At 44.1% G+C, this 19356-nt stretch carries 19 protein-coding genes; 13 read left to right on the top strand and 6 right to left on the bottom strand.

The window, feature by feature from the left end; all coding sequences use genetic code 11:
- Positions 1–92 precede the first annotated feature (92 nt).
- Complete coding sequence (locus GWR21_RS04120) at positions 93–485, top strand: hypothetical protein (RefSeq protein ID WP_162330519.1); 393 nt, start codon at positions 93–95, stop codon at positions 483–485.
- A 222-nt stretch (positions 486–707) separates the two neighbouring features.
- Here GWR21_RS04120 and GWR21_RS04115 read toward each other — a convergent pair whose 3' ends face one another.
- The gene (locus GWR21_RS04115) at positions 708–1307 is read right to left on the bottom strand and encodes a hypothetical protein (protein WP_162330518.1); all 600 of its coding nucleotides are present in this window, start codon (positions 1305–1307) and stop codon (positions 708–710) included.
- Positions 1308–1892: 585 nt separating this feature from the next.
- On the opposite strand from GWR21_RS04115, the gene GWR21_RS04110 reads away from it, so the two are divergent.
- Complete coding sequence (locus tag GWR21_RS04110) at positions 1893–2252, top strand: hypothetical protein (RefSeq protein ID WP_162330517.1); 360 nt, start codon at positions 1893–1895, stop codon at positions 2250–2252.
- A gap of 209 nt (positions 2253–2461) precedes the next feature.
- Here the strand turns inward: GWR21_RS04110 and GWR21_RS04105 are convergent, their stop codons facing one another.
- Complete coding sequence (locus GWR21_RS04105) at positions 2462–2917, bottom strand: RNase H family protein (protein ID WP_162330516.1); 456 nt, start codon at positions 2915–2917, stop codon at positions 2462–2464.
- A gap of 330 nt (positions 2918–3247) precedes the next feature.
- On the opposite strand from GWR21_RS04105, the gene GWR21_RS04100 reads away from it, so the two are divergent.
- Positions 3248–3595 (top strand): 4Fe-4S binding protein, encoded by a 348-nt coding sequence (locus GWR21_RS04100; protein ID WP_162330515.1) that lies wholly within the window; start codon positions 3248–3250, stop codon positions 3593–3595.
- Between the two features lie 384 nt (positions 3596–3979).
- Positions 3980–4408, top strand: coding sequence for a VOC family protein (locus GWR21_RS04095; RefSeq protein WP_162330514.1), 429 nt, complete (start codon positions 3980–3982; stop codon positions 4406–4408).
- A gap of 169 nt (positions 4409–4577) precedes the next feature.
- Here the strand turns inward: GWR21_RS04095 and GWR21_RS04090 are convergent, their stop codons facing one another.
- Positions 4578–5528 carry an HNH endonuclease signature motif containing protein gene (locus GWR21_RS04090; RefSeq protein WP_162330513.1) on the bottom strand — a complete coding sequence of 317 codons (951 nt, stop codon included), beginning with the start codon at positions 5526–5528 and terminating at the stop codon, positions 4578–4580.
- Between the two features lie 129 nt (positions 5529–5657).
- Here GWR21_RS04090 and GWR21_RS04085 point away from each other — a divergent pair, with 129 nt between their 5' ends.
- From GWR21_RS04085 to GWR21_RS04070, 4 genes are all read left to right on the top strand, one after another.
- Complete coding sequence (locus tag GWR21_RS04085; RefSeq protein WP_162330512.1) at positions 5658–6083, top strand: cupin domain-containing protein; 426 nt, start codon at positions 5658–5660, stop codon at positions 6081–6083.
- A 57-nt stretch (positions 6084–6140) separates the two neighbouring features.
- Complete coding sequence (locus tag GWR21_RS04080) at positions 6141–6737, top strand: AraC family transcriptional regulator (protein ID WP_162330511.1); 597 nt, start codon at positions 6141–6143, stop codon at positions 6735–6737.
- A gap of 51 nt (positions 6738–6788) precedes the next feature.
- Entirely contained in the window at positions 6789–7145 is a 357-nt protein-coding gene (locus GWR21_RS04075; RefSeq protein WP_162330510.1) for a nuclear transport factor 2 family protein, read from the top strand.
- 523 nt (positions 7146–7668) lie between these two features.
- The gene (locus GWR21_RS04070; protein WP_162330509.1) at positions 7669–8844 is read left to right on the top strand and encodes an FAD-dependent oxidoreductase; all 1176 of its coding nucleotides are present in this window, start codon (positions 7669–7671) and stop codon (positions 8842–8844) included.
- Between the two features lie 249 nt (positions 8845–9093).
- Here the strand turns inward: GWR21_RS04070 and GWR21_RS04065 are convergent, their stop codons facing one another.
- Entirely contained in the window at positions 9094–9486 is a 393-nt protein-coding gene (locus GWR21_RS04065) for a hypothetical protein (protein ID WP_162330508.1), read from the bottom strand.
- Between the two features lie 133 nt (positions 9487–9619).
- Here GWR21_RS04065 and GWR21_RS04060 point away from each other — a divergent pair, with 133 nt between their 5' ends.
- Entirely contained in the window at positions 9620–10189 is a 570-nt protein-coding gene (locus tag GWR21_RS04060) for a Crp/Fnr family transcriptional regulator (protein WP_162330507.1), read from the top strand.
- Positions 10190–10316: 127 nt separating this feature from the next.
- Positions 10317–11420, top strand: a complete 1104-nt coding sequence (locus GWR21_RS04055) for an endo-1,4-beta-xylanase (RefSeq protein WP_238430169.1) — start codon at positions 10317–10319, stop codon at positions 11418–11420.
- A 261-nt stretch (positions 11421–11681) separates the two neighbouring features.
- Here GWR21_RS04055 and eptA read toward each other — a convergent pair whose 3' ends face one another.
- Together eptA and GWR21_RS04045 are read right to left on the bottom strand one after the other, a co-directional pair.
- Complete coding sequence (gene eptA / locus GWR21_RS04050; protein WP_162330506.1) at positions 11682–13211, bottom strand: phosphoethanolamine--lipid A transferase EptA; 1530 nt, start codon at positions 13209–13211, stop codon at positions 11682–11684.
- Positions 13212–13295: 84 nt separating this feature from the next.
- Positions 13296–14897, bottom strand: a complete 1602-nt coding sequence (locus GWR21_RS04045) for a TlpA family protein disulfide reductase (RefSeq protein WP_162330505.1) — start codon at positions 14895–14897, stop codon at positions 13296–13298.
- A gap of 76 nt (positions 14898–14973) precedes the next feature.
- On the opposite strand from GWR21_RS04045, the gene GWR21_RS04040 reads away from it, so the two are divergent.
- From GWR21_RS04040 to GWR21_RS04030, 3 genes are all read left to right on the top strand, one after another.
- Positions 14974–16167, top strand: coding sequence for a winged helix-turn-helix domain-containing protein (locus tag GWR21_RS04040; RefSeq protein WP_162330504.1), 1194 nt, complete (start codon positions 14974–14976; stop codon positions 16165–16167).
- Between the two features lie 375 nt (positions 16168–16542).
- Complete coding sequence (locus GWR21_RS04035) at positions 16543–17046, top strand: (2Fe-2S)-binding protein (protein ID WP_162330503.1); 504 nt, start codon at positions 16543–16545, stop codon at positions 17044–17046.
- 10 nt (positions 17047–17056) lie between these two features.
- Positions 17057–19351, top strand: coding sequence for a xanthine dehydrogenase family protein molybdopterin-binding subunit (locus GWR21_RS04030; protein ID WP_162330502.1), 2295 nt, complete (start codon positions 17057–17059; stop codon positions 19349–19351).
- Positions 19352–19356 lie beyond the last annotated feature (5 nt).

The following is a 19356-nucleotide window of genomic DNA, read 5'->3' as shown; positions in this document are numbered from 1 at the left end:
ATAGTGTTATTTATGTTGGTAGCTAATTGTATTGATAAAATAGTTTATATTCGTCAGGACATTTTTTAACCCAAGTCAAAAGAAAATTATCTATGAAAAACTTGTTTCCCTTTGCACTGGTATTGTGCCTGTTTTCCTTTTCAGGTTTTGTTCCTGCGGACAAAATTCCGCCTGTAATCAGTAAAGCGCCACTTTCTTTTACTTTCCCGATCACTGGTACTACCACTGGTACACAGGGTGCCGGTCAGCCGGTTGGTACGATCAACTATTCGATTAGTGGCAGTGGCACAACTCCCTATTCGATCACCTTTACAACAACAGGTGGTACGTCGTTAGGAACTTATCCATACACTTTGAGTTCACCTAATAATTACCTTGCCGGTGGCCTTGCGATGAAAACACAAACTTCTATTTCAGGTGTTTATTTCCATATCAGCAATGCCTGTTCCGTAGGATATTGTATTGAGTTCATCGGAGGACTCTGATTGACCAGAGATGTTCGTCAGCATTTGAAAGGTCTTCATTATCACAACAGTTTATTTTCTTAAGAGTAACAAATAGGATCAGATATCATCGCTGCTATGTGATTATTTTCCATAAATGCTACACAATTATTTGCTTAAAAAGAAGAAGCCATCCCGCGTTTTGGAATGGCTTCTTCTTTTTACCCGTTACCGATATTAACAGATTTTCGCACCTGTATGTAACTAGTTGAGCTTCTTCGCTAATGGTATAGCATGGGTTTCTTTTCTGATAGTGATTTTACGGATGCCATCAGTAGTGGTCGTATCTCTTTTTTCAGTCGTATAACCCAGCACCAGCGTGGCAGAGCCTTCCAGTGTCATGTAGCCACCGCCATGTAAAGGAAATGCAACGAGATCTTTGCCATTGTCTAGCAGTGGCTCGGAAAAATGAAGTGTATCCTTCCTGATCTCATATTCTATCTTTTTGGTAAAACTTACAACATCTTCTTCCGACTTTGTTTCGCCCTGATTCGTTACCTCACCATTGAAATAGGTCATGTAATTTGTCTGAGCAACATACTTGTAAGTGATGTTCTTCTGATGAATATATTTATTATCAATCTGAACCTCACCTGATCCGGTTGCTGTATAGCTATAATTGGTGACAACAGAGTCTGATACTTCGGTATCACTGATAACTACCAGCCGACCCGTGATCCTGGACTCTTTAAAATCATAATTTCCTGACAACGGACTATCAGGCGTCGGAGCATCATCATCTTTACAGGAAAATAACAGGGAACCCAGACTCGCGATTAACAATGCAGATCTCACTGCTTTCATAGAAATAGGTTTAATTAAACAATTGGCTGTAAAGATAAACGCATATATTAAATATAAAAATTATTAGTTATGCCATCCTGTCTTGATGGGATGACGGATCCACGTCTCTATTAGTCACAATGACGCATAAACGCCATAGAATCAATTTGTCTGTGAAATCGGTTCATCCTGGAGCCTGTTTTAAAAAAATAAAAATACTGTTAACCGTAGACGATGAAGCGGATTGTATATACAAAGAATAGGTTACAATGTTAGGTGGGCCGATGGATATCGTCTATTGATGACAGATAATGTGATATGCCGGTAAGTTTTTCTCAGGTTGGTCACAAAGTTGAGTACCCACAGGTATTGGCGATTTCGGCTGTAGTATTGTAGCCCGGTAGCTGTTGCTGTTTTAGTGTACTGTATTTCAGTTGATTGTAAAAATTAGGGCTGATTTGCCCAGGGAGTTTGTAAAACTAGCAGGTAGTTGGTATTTTTACAACTTCGGGGGATCGAATACCTGGCAAAGTAAATCGGCAGACGCTACTATTTAGTCTGCCCGCGAGGTGCTCATTACTCCGTTTTTAACTAAATCTTATGAAGATGTACAAACTATTATGTGGATTTCTGCTGCTTTTCTGTCTCCAAACCAAAGCACAGTCCAAGGATTCATTGAATGTAAAGCTGGCGGAAGCTAAACGTGAGATATTGGCGAATGTCGTTATTAACGACAACGCAAATAAGGCGTTTGACGTCCTGACGCAAAAGGCAACTGAGGCGTACCAGCAGGATGGATCAAGTAAAAACCTGGCTAAGATCCTCGAACGTTACCGGACATTACTAACAGAGATCAAAGGTGCACAGACGCCTAAAACCAACAATACTGAAGAGTTTGAAGTCAGCTATGAATCTATTAAGAAAGCTAAGCTGAAACTCTGCCCACTTTATCCTTTTTGCAATTAAGGCTTATGTATAATAGTTGCGATGTACCTGGACGATCAATTACCAATGTTGTAACTGCAGTGAATGAGTGCAAACGTAGTTCATTGTGCTGAGCGAAACCATTTGGTACTGAAACTGCATTTGTGGCGTAACATAAATAACCTAACGAGTAAGGCTCACTCAGCGAGTGAGCCTTATTTAATGTATTCATCGTCCCCGCCTTCTTTCTACTACGATTCTCTCATCAGCTTTCTCACCAGTTTATCCGCATCAATATTATAATTGATAGCAGTACCCTGTTTTTGATGGGCTTTTACTTTGGTGAATACCAGGTGTATCTGTGTCTCTAATTCATAAAGCTTCTTTATCAGATCTGCGTTACGTAGCAGGGTTCCCTTACTTGTAATGAAATTTGTCTTGATGAGTTTATCCCTTCGCAACATCAATCCCGTTACATATTGGCTATCAGTGTAAATGTGCAGCTGTTGAATATCTTCAAAGTTTTTTTCTATATAGGTGATACCTGCTATCACTGCAGCTAGTTCCATCCTGTTATGGGTGGTATCGGGTGCAATGCCGGACAAGACAACTTTTTCCCCGTTAATCAATAAGATGGCTACCCATGCACCGCGGCGTGTTTGGGTATCACAGCTTCCATCTGTATATATATCCACATGATTCATCATTATTAGGTCTTATATCTTCCGATGTCTAGTCAGCCATCAGGCAAATTCATTCTCCTGTCTCTGTACTTCTTTCGGATACCTAAAGTAATGAAATCTATATTACCCGATGCTGATAAGTGTCCTTTTGTGTAGGAGGCATCAGTTAACGTCCTGCAATAATATGATGCATTTAGATTCATCTTATATGAACAGAAAGGAATTATTCTACTTGTACTTTGCACGTCTGCTTTTATTCACGGGTTGTTGGGATAATAAATAATTTTCTACTAATTTTATCCTGATTATTTTTATTACACCATGAAGCATAGACAGCTTCCAAACTAGATTATTATGGCTATTAAAATTACAGAGGAATGTATTTTCTGTGGTGCCTGTGAATCTGAATGTCCCAATAACGCGATCTATGAAGGTGGCGTAGAATGGGCAATATCAGATGGCACAAACTTGAAAGGTAATTTTGTATTGAGCGACGGATCCGTTATTGATGCCAGTCAGCACAATGCTCCCCTGTCCAACGATCTGTATTACATTGTCGCAGACAAATGCACAGAGTGTCAGGGATTTCACGAGGAACCTCAATGTGCAGCCCACTGCCCGGTGGACTGCTGCGTGCCGGACGAAATGTACCAGGAGTCTATCGCAGAACTGCTGGCGAAAAAAGATAAATTACATCTTTAGTCAGAATATAGGACTACTTGAAATGGCTAGTCAGATGAGTATCACTGACAAGCATACTAAAACAAAATGGGGAGAAAGGGCTAATTGCTTTTTCTCCCCATTGTTATTGTGATATAAAGCTACTGAGTATTCAAGTGTTTATTTTGTTATGTACATACCATTTTGGAAGAATCCGAAACTTGTTTGTTCCTTTGAAACATTTACGGCCTAATTTTGTTGATGTAGGCGGTTTATGTATGAATGAAGTTGCTGTATTTCACTATAATGAACCGGTTGAATGCATGGGTAGGTTTACAGAAGGCTTCAGATAGGTCTTTGGGGCCCTGAATTATCGGTTTGCTGCTTCAGCATTGAAATTATCAGGAACACAATAAACAAGAAATTATGAGAGCAATCAATCCGTGGATTAACTTCAATGGCAATGCCGAAGAGGCGTTCACTTTTTACAGATCAGTTTTTGGGGGTGAGTTTACAAAAATTACCCGTTTTAAAGATTTGTCCGGACCTGATTTTCAGGTGGCCGAAGAGGAGGCAGATAAGATAATGTATATCAGCTTGCCGCTAGGTAAGAACAATGTGTTAATAGCCAACGATGTTCCAGGATTTTTGGGACGGGTAAGCGAAAGTGAAAACCGGTCTAAGATACATGTGAACACCGAAAGCCGTGAAGAAGCTGATCGCATATTTAATGGATTATCCGTGGGTGGAGAGGTGGAAGGACCGATGGGGGACAGTCCATGGGGGACCTACGCCGGGATGTTCAGGGATAAATATGGTATTGAATGGATTATATCGTTCGACCCGGTTTCCTAATTAAACCAGGATGCCACGAAGGATAGATTGTGTAAATAATAAAGATGGATTCATAAAGCTCCGATCTTTATTTTTTACACAGTCTTTGAGATGATTTTCCGGTTATGAACAGATCGGGTTCTTATATATAGGTCACTTCTGACCGTCAGTCACTTCACTTCTAATATAATCACTCAATGCCGCGCGCGATTGCAAATTGTTTTTCCGCTCCATCCTGGTCCAAATAGGTTCCAAGACTGGTATGTACAAACATCTCATTTTCATAGGTCACCTGCAATAACAGCCAGGTTTTTACAGGATTTTCCTTCGCCGACTTTGTTAATATCCATAACACATTCCTGTCATCGGAAAGCGCAAAATCATATACAGTTGTGGTGACGTGTTCGTTCAGGGAAAAGACCTTACCATGTACCAGCTTCTGCCTATAGGCATATAGTGGCCAGTCCTGCGGCTCCTGTGGGCAAAAGGGAAATTCGGTTGGGTGCTGCCATTCTTTCTGTATAGCATTAGCTGTCGCTGAAGGAGTCGGTTTTGGTTGCGCCGGGGCTATAAATGAACCCCGCCGCTCCCAGAAGATCCACTCATCTACAGGTTTCCCCGCTACGGCATGATTGTCACTTAACGCCCATGCTATCAGATTATCCCGGCAGGCCTTTGCCTGCTCAACGCTCACCGTCTGCATCCATTTTATGTTAGGATCCCTGAACCTGCTACGATACTTTGAAGGATCAGCCAGAAAAGCTTCAACGCTACCACATACGAGCGCTATTCGTTTTGCGGTAATGGGGTTGAGCAGGATGTTCTCGAGCCGGGTCACCCAGCGCAGATTTTCCGGACGGTTGTTACGTTTATTAGTATCTATATGATCAGCAACATGGTCCTTCGACGGGGCAGGTCCGTGAAAGGCGGTGGCTATTATTCTATGGACACCTTCAGAAGACATCTCCATATAGCCAGTTTTGTCGTTCGGTTTGCCAAACGTCCACTGACTATCATTCTTTCGCACGCGCTTTCCGTCACGGGCGGAACGCATAATAGCGCCATTATTACGTACGCAGTAATGGTCATCTTTGTAGATGCATTCCTTTTGTTCTATAAAGTCGTCTAGTGCTACAGGCATTGTATTTTCGGTTAGGCCGATTGGGATCGAAGATGATAATAACTACGACACAATCATTTTAGCGTCATAGTCGTAAGATGGTATGAAATTAACTGTTTGATGATATATTTACATCAAATTTCAAAAGTAATGTTTTCCAAGATCAAGACCATTATTGCACTACTTATTTTTATCACCACAGCCGTGCATGCACAGCAGTACGCGGGAAAACTGAAGATTGAAAGGTTGGTGGATACTACTGTAAACGCTATCGGGCAGAAAATTGCGTACCCGCAGTTTAAAGATGCAAAGGTTACCATGGCTAAAATTACCTTTCCTCCCGGTGAGACTACGGGTTGGCATAAACATCTGATCCCTGTATTTTCCTATGTACTGAAAGGCAGGCTGACGGTTGAGATAGAGGGCCATCCGCCTGCTGAATATAAGGAAGGGGATAGCTTTGTGGAATCTTATGATACTTATCACAGAGGAACAAACAAGGATACTACTGATGTCGTGTTATTTGTAGTCTACCTCGGTGGGGATGGACAACCACTGGCAGTTAAGAAACAATGAGCCGGAGCACATTAGATAGTACAGGACGGCAGTAATCTCCCCACTAATTTTTCTTTGATGATCAGGTTATATGAAAACTTCAACCAGGCTAGGGCTAGGGTAGAGCCCGTGTATGCTGACGGCGCAGTTAATATGGCTTTCTGCCAATACCGCCGCTCTTCGGAAGATGCATTCTTTATGCCTCACGCTGCACTTACTTATGTGCGTGAAGGCCGGAAAATGGTCTTCCTGAATGGGGAGCGGTATGATATGAAAGCTGGTGATGCGCTTTTCGTTCCGAAAAACAGCATTTTATATTCTGAAATTATCGTGAAGCGGGAGCCTTTTGTAAGCCTGAACTTACTGCTTGGCGATGCGGATACGCTGCTCAGTTCTATGGCCTGTCACATTGCGGACCGTATGCAATTGCAGTATTACGCCAGCAATTACAATATGAGCCTAAGTACTTTTAAGCGATGGTTCAAAAGGAATGTAGGCTGTAGCCCTGGACAATGGATGATCGAAAAGCGATTACAACAGGCACAGTACCTTCTGCAGCACAAGCGGCTATCTGTGAAAGAAGCCTGCTACAGGAGCGGGTTTGAAGATGTCTCTTACTTTATCCGCAGGTATAAACAGGCCTATGGGCGCACACCGGGTCAGCTAGAAATTTGACCTTTTTGTCCTATTCTTTTACATTCCAGTGCAGTACTTTTATCAAAAAAAATGATCTCACGAGAACAAGCCCTGCAATTTGCAAACGAATGGGTGGCTGCATGGAATGCGCATGACCTTGATGCAGTACTCGCACATTATACCGGAGATTTTGAAATGAGCAGTCCCTTTATATTACAAATGGGCATTAGTCCGGATGGCCGTCTGAAAGGAAAACAAAACGTGCGGAACTACTGGGAAAAGGCATTGGCGAAATACAGCGATCTTCATTTCGAGCTGCATGAAGTTTTATCGTGCATGAATACGGTGATCATCTATTATACCAGCGTCAACGGAAAGAAGGCGGCAGAATTTTTTGCGTTCGATGAAAATGGGAAAGTATTCCAGGCAATGGGGCACTATAATTAGACCAGTATAGGATTTCCACGCATTTAAAAGGAGAAGAACCTCACCAGGCTATGCGAATGACCTGCTTAAAACTGTTTAGAAGAAATATTGATAGTGACATTTATTCGTCGCCCGGTTACTTGGGACTTACGGTGATGAGAAGTTAAAGGCTTATTACTTAATGACAGAAGCTGCCTCGTTCTTTTATGAGGCAGCTTCTGTCATTGTGATGCTATATGCCCGTTAGGTCAGACGTTACAGTTGTTACATCTTTCTGCAGCCGGCTGTGACCATCAGTGACCTTGACAATTGTAAATAGTTGTTATCGGCACTTGCTCCTGCGGCAACACCAGAGAAGCGCCTTTTGACCGGATTTTCATTTACGACTATTTTATTATCGGAGAGGGCTATTTTATTGGAAGATAGGGCGGCAACTTTGCACTATGCAACCGACACCTGGCAAAGAAGAAATCGATGATGACAGCAGTGGATGAGGCGGTTATTTGCTTGTGAAAACGGAATATTTACTGTAAACAAAATACTTATGTTAATAGCAGCTAAAAAAGTAGCCATCATTGGCGGTGGCCCAGGGGGGTTGACGCTGGCACGCCTGTTACAAATGAAAGGTGTGGATGTGACCGTATATGAACGAGATGTGGACGCCGAAGCCCGCGTACAGGGCGCAACGTTAGACCTTCACTTTGAATCGGGCCTTAAGGCTATTAAAGCTATGGGCCTGCGCGATGCATTCCTGGCCAACTATCGTCCCGGGGCGGAAAAGGGCCGGGTGATCGATAAATACGGCCAGGTCGTTTACGACGAGCATAGTATGAACTTCAATGCCACGGTAGACCTGCTGGATCTGGAGAGTGAATATGCCCGGCCAGAGATAGACCGGGCGCCGCTACGCGATATGCTGCTGGATTCCCTGCAACCAAGCACTGTGGTGTGGAACCGCCAGTTTAAAAATATGACGCCGGCAGGTTATGGCTGGCAGATCGAATTCAGCAACGGCGATACAGTTACCGCCGATATCGTGATCGGCGCAGATGGCGGCAATTCCAAAGTGCGCCCATTCGTTACAGACATTCGCCCAAGCTATGCGGGCGTGGTGATCGTGCAGGGCAATGTGAGCCATGCTGCTACCACTGTGCCCCAGGCCAGTGAACTGCTTAAAGGCGGGAAAGTCTACGTGCATGCCGATGGCAAATACCTGCACATTTCTTCTAAGGGCGATGGCAGTATAGATTTTTACTTCGTACAGGAAAAGCCGGAAGGCTGGTGGAACAGTAGCGGCATAGATTTCTCCGACGGGCAGCAGGTGCTGACCTGGTTCCTCTCTGAAACACCAGGCTGGAATAATGTATGGGCACCCCTGTTTGAGAAGGCGGATTCGCCTTATTTGTTGCGTCCGCAGTATTGCATTCCCTTTGATCAAAGCTGGGAGCCCCATGCTAATGTTACGCTGCTGGGTGATGCGGCCCATATCATGCCGCCCTCCGGCGAAGGCGTGAACCTGGCTATGCTGGATGCGTTGGACCTGGCTGAATGCCTTACCAGTGAGGGTTTTTCAGATGTCAAAGCGGCTATTGCCGCATATGAGGCGGCTATGCAGGAGAGAGGCACGGCAGAAGCGAGATCTTCTATCGAGATGAGTCAATGGATGCGGGCAGACGAGGCCCAGGAACGACTATTGGAACTGTTTAACCCTGTGCAATAAAATATCTTTGATCTGTTAATGGCTGTATTACCATTGTCTATACTACTGTCGACGCTCCAGGCAGGAAAATTGCGTATCTACAAATTAAACATGCAAAGGTTACAGCGGCCCCAATTACCTTTCTCCAGCGGTGACTGCGTAAAAGGGACTATCCGTGATGATCATAGATAGTCCCTTTTTCATTTGCAATAATTATTTGTTACCTGGTAGGTAAACAACCCGCGGAATGCATTATCATTTTCTGAAAATTTATTCCTTCATAAATCCCACCATCGGTATGAGTCTGCAATCGTCGATCGCAGCTAAGCGAAACGGTTCTGCATCATTCCTGTAACCATCACTCTCGGCTATCAAGAGGAAGCTGGCAAAGTCAGGATACTCTACCAGTAAGACGTCGTCCCACCACTCATTATCTGCTATGGCCATTCTGCCCGATACATTACCTCCCCACTTGAGTTTGATGCCTTCCAGCTGCAGCTTTGCTGCCAATTCGCGGAAAGAGGGAATATATTGCTGGTAATAGATCTCGCGGCCACCGTCCGGCTTGAAGCGCAGCAGGTTCAGCATCACTACAGGAGTGTTGGGTGGAATGTTACAGGCGGTTTCTTTCAGACCTTTATGGTCAATCGTTGTTATTCTCATATTTGAAAGTTTTAAGACTACAAATAAACCATTAGGCGCAGAGAATAAAATATAACTACTTGAAGATTTCATAACTGCATTTGTCTTAAACTGTGCTGTCGATTAATCAATTATTTTTGTTAAAACGTGCCTGATGTTTGATGCCATTTTTAAGAACTTCGCACTACACATTCATCTCGATGCCAGCGAAGTTGAAAGAATATCTGCTGTATTGCAGGTAAGGGATGTACCTAAACATACCGTACTGCTGGATGCCGGTACAACCGCGCGGAACGTTTATTATGTGGTTAGCGGATGCCTGCGTCTTTTCTATACCGATGAAAATGGTGATGAACATAATATTTCCTTTTCTCCGGAGAACTGGTGGGCAGTAGATATTACCAGCTTTTCCATGCAAAAGCCGGCCTTTATGAGTATCGATGCGCTGGAGGATACGACTGTCTGTTACCTGAGTTACGATGCGATGGAACAATTGTATCAGGAGGTGCCCAAGCTGGAACGCTTCTTCCGCATTCTCACACAGAATGGCCTGTACGTTTATCAGCGCCGCACCATCTCCAATCTGTCAGAGACGGCAGAATCAAGATATAAACGCTTCCGTAAGCGCTACCCTGACCTGGAATTGCGTATTACACAAAAGCATATCGCTTCCTACCTGGGCATAACGCCGGTGTTTCTAAGTATGCTGCGGAAGCGCATGTAATTCGCTTCCAATCATGTCCAATATCTGTTACATAGCAAAATGTGTTGAAGGCGGGCCGTTTGAGTGAGGGGACCTAGAAATCACCGGAAAAATTTGACAGTTAGGAAATTATACACCACTTTTAGTTATGCTTAGACGATCAGGTTTTTATAAGATAGCAAAACACCTGCTGATATGTGTCTCAGGCGTTTTATTTGCAGGCTCCTCTTTTGCCCAGCTTACATCCGAAAAAGGCTTAAAAGACTACTATGGAGCCATGTTTCCCATTGGCGTAGCGGTTTCCCCGCGTGCCTTACAGGGAAATGAAGGACAGTTCATCCTCTCACAATTCAACAGTATCACCCCGGAAAATGATATGAAGATGGGCGTTATTCATCCACGTGAGCATGACTACGATTTTAAAAGGGCAGATGCTATTGTTGACTTCGCGGTCAGGAACAGGATGAAGGTAAGAGGCCATACACTTTGCTGGCATAGTCAGGTGGCCGGATGGATGTTCATAGATAATAAGGGCGATACGGTATCCAAAGCCATCTTATTGCAGCGTCTAAAGGAGCATATTACAACGGTTGTCACAAGGTATAAGGGGAAGATATACGCCTGGGATGTCGTCAACGAAGTGATCAGTGACAGGCAAGGCGAGTTTTACCGCAATTCAGCCTGGCTGCGGATCTGTGGCCCTGAGTTTATTGAAAAAGCGTTTGAATGGGCGCATGCTGCAGACCCGGAGGCAGTCCTTTTTTATAACGATTATAATGAGATAGACCCCGATAAGCGGACCAAGATCATCCGGATGATCACGGAGTTGCGGAACAAGGGCATACCGGTCCAGGGCGTTGGATTACAGGGCCACTGGGCTGTAAATGAACCTTCTGCGGAACAGTTAGAGAAGACCTTTGCTGACTTCGCTGTGTTGAAAATGCCGTTGCAGATCACGGAACTCGATATTTCGGTTTATCCGAAAGAGCATGAGGCCAGGGCAAGGCGTGCGAATGACTATGATACCATTTTTACAAAGGAGAAGGAAATTGCCCAGGCGGCACAATACCGGGTATGCTTTGAAATATTCCGTAAGTACAAAGCATTGCTGACTGGTGTGACTTTCTGGAATATATCGGACAGGCATAGCTGGCTGGATGATTTCCCTGTAAGGGGTAGAAAGGATTATCCTTTGTTGTTTGACAGGAATTTTCAGCCTAAAAAAGCCTTTCAGGCTGTTGTCGGTTTTTAGATGCAGGTGCTACCCAAAGATCTGCTGGCTTATGCTTTTGGTGAAGGTTGAACTGAAAACTCTTAGCCACGTCAGCATGTAGGTATAATTGCCGGCTATCTGCCATACCACCTTCAGATCGTTGGATTTGAAGGTGGCTTAAGTCCTCATTCGTCGCTTTATGCCAAAAAGCTTTCCGATAAGTTGGCAGGTCCGGCACAGTATTTCGGATACGCGGACAGCTTATCTTCCGCGTCAACCGGCATTCATGATAGTCGTTCGCTACTTGAAAATGTTCAATTCCTCATTATAAACAGGACTTTGTATGCCCAAAAAATTTAAAACACTGTGAAATACATATTCTTGTGTCAATGAATTTTCTGTCTTCAGTTGTTTTAAACTGTTATCAGATGTCCAGACTATAAAAGGAATGTCATATTGTTGTTTCGGCGCCAGGCTTAATGGCAAACCATGCATGTATAGATTTTTTTCTCCTAAAGATTCTCCATGGTCGGACACAAAGATCATTGCACTTTTGTATTCCTTTAATTGTTTTAAATCTTCAATTACATTGTATAGGATATAATCGGTATAACCGATCGTATTGTCATAAGCATTGACCAGTTCTGTATTAGAACATTTTGCTAATTCTACACTATTGCATACTGGTTTAAAAGTTTCGAACTGAGGAGGATATTTTTTGCTATACTCAGGTCCATGACTTGTACTTGTGTGCAATACTATCAATACCTTATCTTTCGTACTGGCCGCTATTTGCTCTTTCAGGTTATTCAAAAGCACTTCGTCGTAAGCGCATCCATCACCTTTACAATCTTTCATCAGCGCCTCTTTGTTCAGGTAATTTTTTATATGAACGGGTGGCTCTCCCCAGTTTGTAGTTCTCCAAACCACCTCTACGCCATTTCTATATAAATAATTTGGCAAGATCTCATACAGCTCACCGGTATTTTTATGCTCTAAAATACACTTTACACCTGCAGTAGTGTACGTAGCGCAGGAGGTCGCATTAAACTTATATACATCCGGGGTTTTTGAAAGAAGCGGATTTGTATTTTTGCCGTAGCCGTATAAAGAAAAATTTTCACTTCTGGCGGATTCTCCTATCACCAGGACTACTACCGATTTCTGGTGATCCTTTATGGTTGCATCTGGCAATAATATTTCCTTTTCATTTTCCTGGTGCTGATGTATAAAATGCAGCGAAAGATTGACTGTGTAACTCCATGGCATTGCCAGGCCACCTAATACTTTTGAATTTTTATCAACCCACAACCAGTTTTGAGAATTGGCAAATGCGACAATTAAGATAAATAATAAAGTAGCTGAAGTGATCCCTAAAAATCGCTTGAATGTTACTGTTACTATTTTAGCTTTAATAATAATAATGGCCGGAATAACACCGAGCACGATTACATAAAGTAGGAGTTTTACGGAGAAGAAACCAGCTGCCTCATCATAATTGGTATTTAGCACATTGCCTACCATGCCGCCATCTATTATCACGCCGTAAGTGTTAATAAAGTAAACTGCCATTGCGTTGATAACAAAGGATAACGCCAGGACAATTTTTCCCGCAAAGCGTAATAGATAGAGTATCAAAAAAAAGGCAAAGGAATTGGCAATCACCATTAGAATAATAAAACAAATAATAATGGTAATGCCATTAAAGCTTCTATAATCAAGACTGTTAAAAATAAATTTAAAAAAGGGATAATGAAAGAATAAGAAGTTAAGACAACCTATTAATAAACAAAAGTGAACGATTTTGATATTATCTTTTAATAAACGCATAAACCATTTTAAAATGGAACAATTAAGCAAATTAATACAAAATGTAATATTATCAAATTTTTGTTGATTATCAGGCTGATTTGTCTATTCAATTTCCAGCAACTGTAATTCTTTCTTTATCTGCGCAGGGTCCGTCCATACAAAATGTGTATGGACCGGAATCCCTTTTTTACCGATTATAGCATAGTGCGGCCGTCCATTCATGCGGAAGATGGTACTAAGGTAGTTGAACTGATCATTGGTGATCCGGTAATGTACCCCTTTGATGCCTGGCATTATTGTCTGATACACCTGTTCCGGGGAAGTCTGGTCCGTGATGTATAAAAAAACAACGTTACTGTCTGCTGCCAGTTCATCTTTCAACGGCGCCATTCTTTTTATACCCTGTATACATGGGCTGCACCACGTCGCCCAGAAGTCAACAAAAACAACCTTTCCTTTGTACTGCTCAAAGATTGCTTTATAGGTACTGTCCGTTTTTAAGTCTGCTGCCAGCCGTATGTATTGTTTGCTGTCTGCATTGCGGGCTTCCCAAATGCTTTTTTTAACCTGGTCGTTTAAGGCAGCTATATCAGTTATCAGCACTTTATTTTTAATGTCAGATTTTATCTTCTGTATGTCCACCTTTGATAACGTGTCTTTTTGCATATGCAGGCGGCTCCCGATACTGTGCAGGTATATCAGGTCCAGCTCCAGTGATATGTCTTTACGTATGAGCCTTTTAAGTACTACCGGACGAGCCTTCTCCAGTGTACCAGCTATCGTGGATCTTCCATTCCGTATTTCTTCGAATGCCTTTTTAAGTTCGTTCAGGCCCTTATAGGAAGTGTCTCTAGCGGCACGTGCTATGATTTCGTTGGCAGCCAGTATACTCGTCCGTTGTGCTTCTTCTTCAACCGGAGGGATATGCATCAACCGGGTGATGAATTCAAAGTAGCCATATGAAACCATATTGTTAGGATCGTTATATGATAATGATTGCAGGAAATCGTAATAACTGCTATCTGTCTTTATTTCTTCCAGTATTTGTTTTCTATCATTGAAGGATATGTTCATCTTTCTACGGTAACTTGATTCTCTTTCAAATGCATAGTTCATGAGCGTGCTCATGATGCTATAGGTGACCTGTAATTTTGCCAGCCTGCCCGCACGGGTATTTAATTTTCTGAGATGTACCACGCTGTCTATAGCGGCCAGCCTACGGTCCATCATTTTCAGGAAATAAGCCTTATAGGCGGCAGGCTGTAGCTGGAAGATATCATTATCTACCGCATCCCAGTCAAAGAATGTGGAGATGGGCCTCAGCTCATTGAGTGCATTGTTAATGGTGGCACAATCTCCTTTAAATACAGCATTTACCTGCCCGGAATCTGTGATATCAAAATGCTGTATGATCCTTTTCCCGGCTTCAAAATACACCGTCGTGTTATAAAAAGGGAGCATGATGAAGCATTCCTGTGTGTGTGTCAACGGAAAGCTGGCAGAGAAGCTACCGTCAGACTGAATAGTAATGAGATAATTGTCATGTACGCCGGTAATAACATTATTGACGATAACCTGCCCGGTGCTGAATCCCATATTGCTGTTATAACCCCTGATCGTCCCGGTGTAGGAAGTAAGCGTAGTTTGTGCACCGGCCATGAATGTGGTGAACAGTAAGTAAACAAACGTGATAATTTTCTTCATTTTTAGCTGGATAGGGGATGATGGCAGTAAAATATAGTTTTTGTAGCAATATTCCCAGATTGTTTATTTTAGGTAGATGGAATCTCTTGTTTTGACAAAACAGCAGGCTGGAAAGATCATCCTTAACGCCGCCGGACTCGCCCGTAAAGCAGCGTTCGGGAACGGCATTGAAGCTGTTTACCGGGTAATTGACCATTTAGGTTTTGTGCAACTGGATACAAATTATGTCGTAGAGCGTGCCCACCATCATGTAATGGCAGCACGTATACCTGATTATCAGCCGGTATGGCTCGACGATCTGTGCGAAGACGGCCGCATCTTTGAATACCTCACTTCGGACGCCGGCTTTCTCCCTATGCATGATTTCCGCTTTTCACTGCCTGTGAAGGAAGCGTTTAAAAGACAAAGCAAACCCGTCACGCCAGCAGAGACCCGCCTGATGAAACAGATAATGGACCGCATAGAACGGGATGGGGCAGTGATGGTCGGCGACTTTGATAATGACCGTATAGAGGCCAGCTCCGGTTGGTGGGACTGGCGGCCGGCGAAGGTTGCGCTTGAAAGATTATATCTCAGTGGAAGCCTGATGATCAGGCGTACCAGGACGTTTCAGAAGATCTATGATCTGCCGCGCAACTTAGTACCACAGGAAACAGACCTGACGATGCCTACGGACGAAGCGTATGCCCGTTTTGTTATTGTCCGTACCCTTGGTGCATTAGGTATTGCGTCCGCGAAGGAAATGGCCTGGAGGGCGCGTCATGTAAAGGGGAATCTGGTTAAAAAGGAACTGGAAAAGATGGCACAGGACGGTCAGTTAACAACGGTCACTGTAGAAGGGGTAAAAGCCGCGCACTATATGCTGCCTGATCAGCAAACAGATATTTCACTGGACAACGAAGTCTTTATTCTGTCTCCGTTTGATGTATTGAACGTTTTCCGTCATCGCTTAAAAGACTTCTTCAATTTTGATTATCAGATAGAATGTTTCGTACCCGCTCCTAAACGATTATATGGTTACTTTTCATTGCCAATACTCGCGGGAGATACCTTTATAGCCAGGATGGATGCCAAAGCCGATCGTAAAGAACAAGTACTGATCGTCCATAATCTCCATTTTGAAGATGTTGATCCAGCGCCGGTTATTGTTGAAAGACTCATCCAGTCATTGAAGGATTTTATGCGGTTCAATCGTTGCCGGAGTATTGTTTTCAGCAGATCTAATAAGAAAGCACTCCTGCGTCAGATCAGTAAAGGCCTGTCTGCATAAGTAATGTGATGGTGATATTTGCAGGATATGGTTAATAATTACCATTGCATACCTGTCAAAGTGGGACGCATCGTAGTCATCAGGTGCCCGTATAGACCAATCAGCTGTAATGGATACAGGTTGCAAAAGCCGTTCGCCAATATGTGGCGAACGGCTTTTGCTGTTAATATACCAATAGATCAATGCCTGGTCAAACTATAATAAATGCAAATAAAAAAAGGAAATGAACAACAGACTGGCACTATGGGTTATTGTATTATCAGATTTATTGATTTCCTTAACGAATGATTTCTTTTTCTTAACTATTGATGCCACATTAATCAATAGCTTTGCTTATTGCCAACAAAGTATAATCAAGACAAAATAATAGATCATATGGCTAAATATTCGATTCAGGTAAATGGAACGAGGCATGACGTAGAGGCGCTCGAGGATATGCCATTGTTGTGGGTCATCCGCGACATTATTGGCCTGAAGGGAACAAAGTTCGGTTGTGGAAAAGCGCTGTGTGGTGCCTGCACGGTACATCTGGATGATGTGGCGGTTCGTTCCTGCAGTCTTCCCGTTTCAGCGGTTGGGGAAGGAAAGATCACCACCATTGAAGGCTTGTCAGAGAAGGGTGATCATCCTATGCAGCAGGCATGGGAAAACTACGTCGTACCGCAATGCGGCTATTGCCAAACAGGACAAATTATGAATGCTGTAGCCTTGCTGAAGAGCAATCCGCATCCTTCCGACCAGCAGATTGAAGAAGCTATGCAGGGGAACTTATGCCGCTGTGGTACCTATAACAGGATTAAGGCGGCCATTGTAAGTGTCGCATCTCCGGAAAAGGCGCCTGCCCTCGTTGTACCTGAGCGGAATCATTCATCAAAGTGAAACATTAGTCATGAAGATATCATTTCCTTTTAAGAAAATAAATAAGACGGAGACTATCACGTCAGAAGTGTTCAGTGCTTCCAGGCGGGACTTTTTGAAAGTAGGAGGGATCCTCTCCGGTGGACTGATGGTGGGGATCAGCTTCTGGAGCTGCAATAGTAAAGGTGATAAAAAGACCACTGTAGCGCCTAATGTATACCTGAGCATCTCTTCCGATGGCATGGTGACCATAGTGGCCCATCGCTCGGAAATGGGTCAGGGTATAAGAACCGGTCTGCCGCTGGTGCTGGCAGATGAACTGGGCGCTGACTGGAGCAGGGTGAATATTGTTCAGGCGGAGGGTGATGAGAAGAAATATGGTAACCAGAATACAGATGGTTCGTTTTCCGTCAGGATGTTTTACAGGCCAATGCGTGAGGCAGGTGCTATTGCTAAATTACTACTGATGCAGGCAGCCGCCCAAAAGTGGCAGGTGCCGGTAACAGAGTGTGATACCGCTGACAGTCAGGTAATACATACCAGGTCAGCTAAGAAAATTGATTTCGGTGATGTGGTGGAGATAGCCAGCAAGCTACCCATACCTACTGCCAAAGACATAAAACTGAAGGAACCCGGCCAGTTTAAACTGATCGGGAAGGAAACGCCGATCGTTGACCTGCATAATATCGTCACAGGTAAAGCGGTCTTCGGTATTGATGCGGAGGTAGAAGGTATGAAAATAGCGGTTATCAGGCGTTGTCCGGTAGTCGGGGGCTCCATGAAATCGTTTGATGATACGAAAACACGCGCAGTGCCTGGAGTGATCAAAGTGATCCCTATCAAGGGTGCAGGGCTGCCTGCCACTTTGAGTAAGCCACTGGCAGGTGTGGCAGTTATTGCGGATAATACCTGGGCAGCCATCAAAGGACGCGATCTGCTGCAGGTAGAATGGGATCTTGGACCTAATGCCGCCTATGATTCAGGGGAGGAGATAGCCACACTGGTGAAAGAAATGGCGCAGCATGGAACTGTCAGGAGAGAAAGGGGCAACTTTGCGCAGGCAAAGGCAAAAGCAAAAAAAGTGATAGATCATACCTATATCGCACCTCACCTGGCGCATGCCACGCTGGAACCACCGAATGCACTGGCCGTGGTGAAAAATGGTGTCTGCGAGATCTGGGCGCCTACCCAGAATCCCCAGGGCGCCAGAGACGCTGTTGCTGAAGCGCTGGGCTTTCCGGCTGACAAGGTAAAGATGAACGTCACCTTACTGGGAGGCGGATTTGGCCGTAAGTCTAAACCCGACTACATCGTGGAAGCTGCTTTACTGGCCAGGGAGTCTGGTTTGCCGGTGAAAGTACAGTGGACCCGTGAAGACGATATTCGCCACGATTATCTCCACGCCTTAAGTGTACAGCGGATAGTCGCAACGATAGATGCCGACAACAAATTAACCGGTTGGAACCATCATATCGCCTATCCGTCCATTTCGGCCACTGAAGATACTTTCGTTATCCAGCCGAGCGATGGTGAGCTGATGCTCGGTGCTTCCGACTTCCCTTATAATGTGCCGGCTATCAGGATAGAAACGCATGATGCGCCGTCACATCTCCGTATCGGATGGTTGCGGTCTGTGCGTAATATACCCCAGGTATTTGCCATTGGTACTATGCTGGATGAGATTGCAGTTGCCAGAGGCATGGACCCGATAGCCAATGCGCTGGACCTCCTGGGCGAAGATCGTAGTATCACGTTCGACCAGGAGCTGGTTAAGACCACCTATCCGAATTATGGTGAGGCAATCACCGATTACCCATGGGAAACCAGTCGTATGAAAGGTGTCATTCAGCGTGTAGCAAAGGAATCCGGCTGGGGAAAAGCGCTTCCGGAGAGAACGGGTATAGGCTTTGCCGCGCATAAGAGCTTCCTGACGTATGTAGCCTGTGTCGTACAGGTCTATGTGGATGCGGAGAACAAAATTACTATACAACGCGTAGACTATGCGCTTGATTGTGGCGTAGCGGTCAATGTAGACAGGGTGAAATCCCAGTTTGAAGGCGGGGCACAATTTGCTGCGAGCCTGGCTTTAAAAAGCGCTATCACAGTGAAGGATGGCCAGGTGCAACAAGGTAATTTCGATGGTTACCAGATCATCAGGATGCCTGAGTCGCCAAAGGAAATTCATGTGCATATTATTGAAAGTGAAGCGAAACCTACAGGTGTTGGAGAACCACCGGTACCACCGTTCACGCCTGCATTATGCAACGCTATCTATGCGGCGACGGGTAAGCGGATCTATTCATTGCCGATTGATCTGAAGGCATAAGGTAA

Origin of the sequence: Chitinophaga agri (assembly GCF_010093065.1) — a bacterium.
GTDB lineage: Bacteria > Bacteroidota > Bacteroidia > Chitinophagales > Chitinophagaceae > Chitinophaga > Chitinophaga agri.
Note: the sequence above shows the minus strand (reverse complement) of the source record. Positions and strands in the feature narration are given on the sequence as shown.

Excerpts from the sequence above, each read along its gene's own strand:
- GWR21_RS04065 (WP_162330508.1), bottom strand. The coding sequence starts at position 9,486 with ATGAGAATAACAACGATTGACCATAAAGGTCTGAAAGAAACCGCCTGT.
- GWR21_RS04115 (WP_162330518.1), bottom strand. The coding sequence starts at position 1,307 with ATGAAAGCAGTGAGATCTGCATTGTTAATCGCGAGTCTGGGTTCCCTG.
- GWR21_RS04090 (WP_162330513.1), bottom strand. The coding sequence starts at position 5,528 with ATGCCTGTAGCACTAGACGACTTTATAGAACAAAAGGAATGCATCTAC.
- GWR21_RS04030 (WP_162330502.1), top strand. The coding sequence starts at position 17,057 with ATGAAGATATCATTTCCTTTTAAGAAAATAAATAAGACGGAGACTATC.
- GWR21_RS04070 (WP_162330509.1), top strand. The coding sequence starts at position 7,669 with ATGTTAATAGCAGCTAAAAAAGTAGCCATCATTGGCGGTGGCCCAGGG.
- GWR21_RS04105 (WP_162330516.1), bottom strand. The coding sequence starts at position 2,917 with ATGATGAATCATGTGGATATATATACAGATGGAAGCTGTGATACCCAA.
- GWR21_RS04075 (WP_162330510.1), top strand. The coding sequence starts at position 6,789 with ATGATCTCACGAGAACAAGCCCTGCAATTTGCAAACGAATGGGTGGCT.
- GWR21_RS04080 (WP_162330511.1), top strand. The coding sequence starts at position 6,141 with ATGATCAGGTTATATGAAAACTTCAACCAGGCTAGGGCTAGGGTAGAG.
- GWR21_RS04060 (WP_162330507.1), top strand. The coding sequence starts at position 9,620 with ATGTTTGATGCCATTTTTAAGAACTTCGCACTACACATTCATCTCGAT.
- GWR21_RS04035 (WP_162330503.1), top strand. The coding sequence starts at position 16,543 with ATGGCTAAATATTCGATTCAGGTAAATGGAACGAGGCATGACGTAGAG.
- GWR21_RS04100 (WP_162330515.1), top strand. The coding sequence starts at position 3,248 with ATGGCTATTAAAATTACAGAGGAATGTATTTTCTGTGGTGCCTGTGAA.
- GWR21_RS04055 (WP_238430169.1), top strand. The coding sequence starts at position 10,317 with ATGCTTAGACGATCAGGTTTTTATAAGATAGCAAAACACCTGCTGATA.
- GWR21_RS04120 (WP_162330519.1), top strand. The coding sequence starts at position 93 with ATGAAAAACTTGTTTCCCTTTGCACTGGTATTGTGCCTGTTTTCCTTT.
- eptA (WP_162330506.1), bottom strand. The coding sequence starts at position 13,211 with ATGCGTTTATTAAAAGATAATATCAAAATCGTTCACTTTTGTTTATTA.
- GWR21_RS04045 (WP_162330505.1), bottom strand. The coding sequence starts at position 14,897 with ATGAAGAAAATTATCACGTTTGTTTACTTACTGTTCACCACATTCATG.
- GWR21_RS04095 (WP_162330514.1), top strand. The coding sequence starts at position 3,980 with ATGAGAGCAATCAATCCGTGGATTAACTTCAATGGCAATGCCGAAGAG.
- GWR21_RS04085 (WP_162330512.1), top strand. The coding sequence starts at position 5,658 with ATGTTTTCCAAGATCAAGACCATTATTGCACTACTTATTTTTATCACC.
- GWR21_RS04110 (WP_162330517.1), top strand. The coding sequence starts at position 1,893 with ATGTACAAACTATTATGTGGATTTCTGCTGCTTTTCTGTCTCCAAACC.
- GWR21_RS04040 (WP_162330504.1), top strand. The coding sequence starts at position 14,974 with ATGGAATCTCTTGTTTTGACAAAACAGCAGGCTGGAAAGATCATCCTT.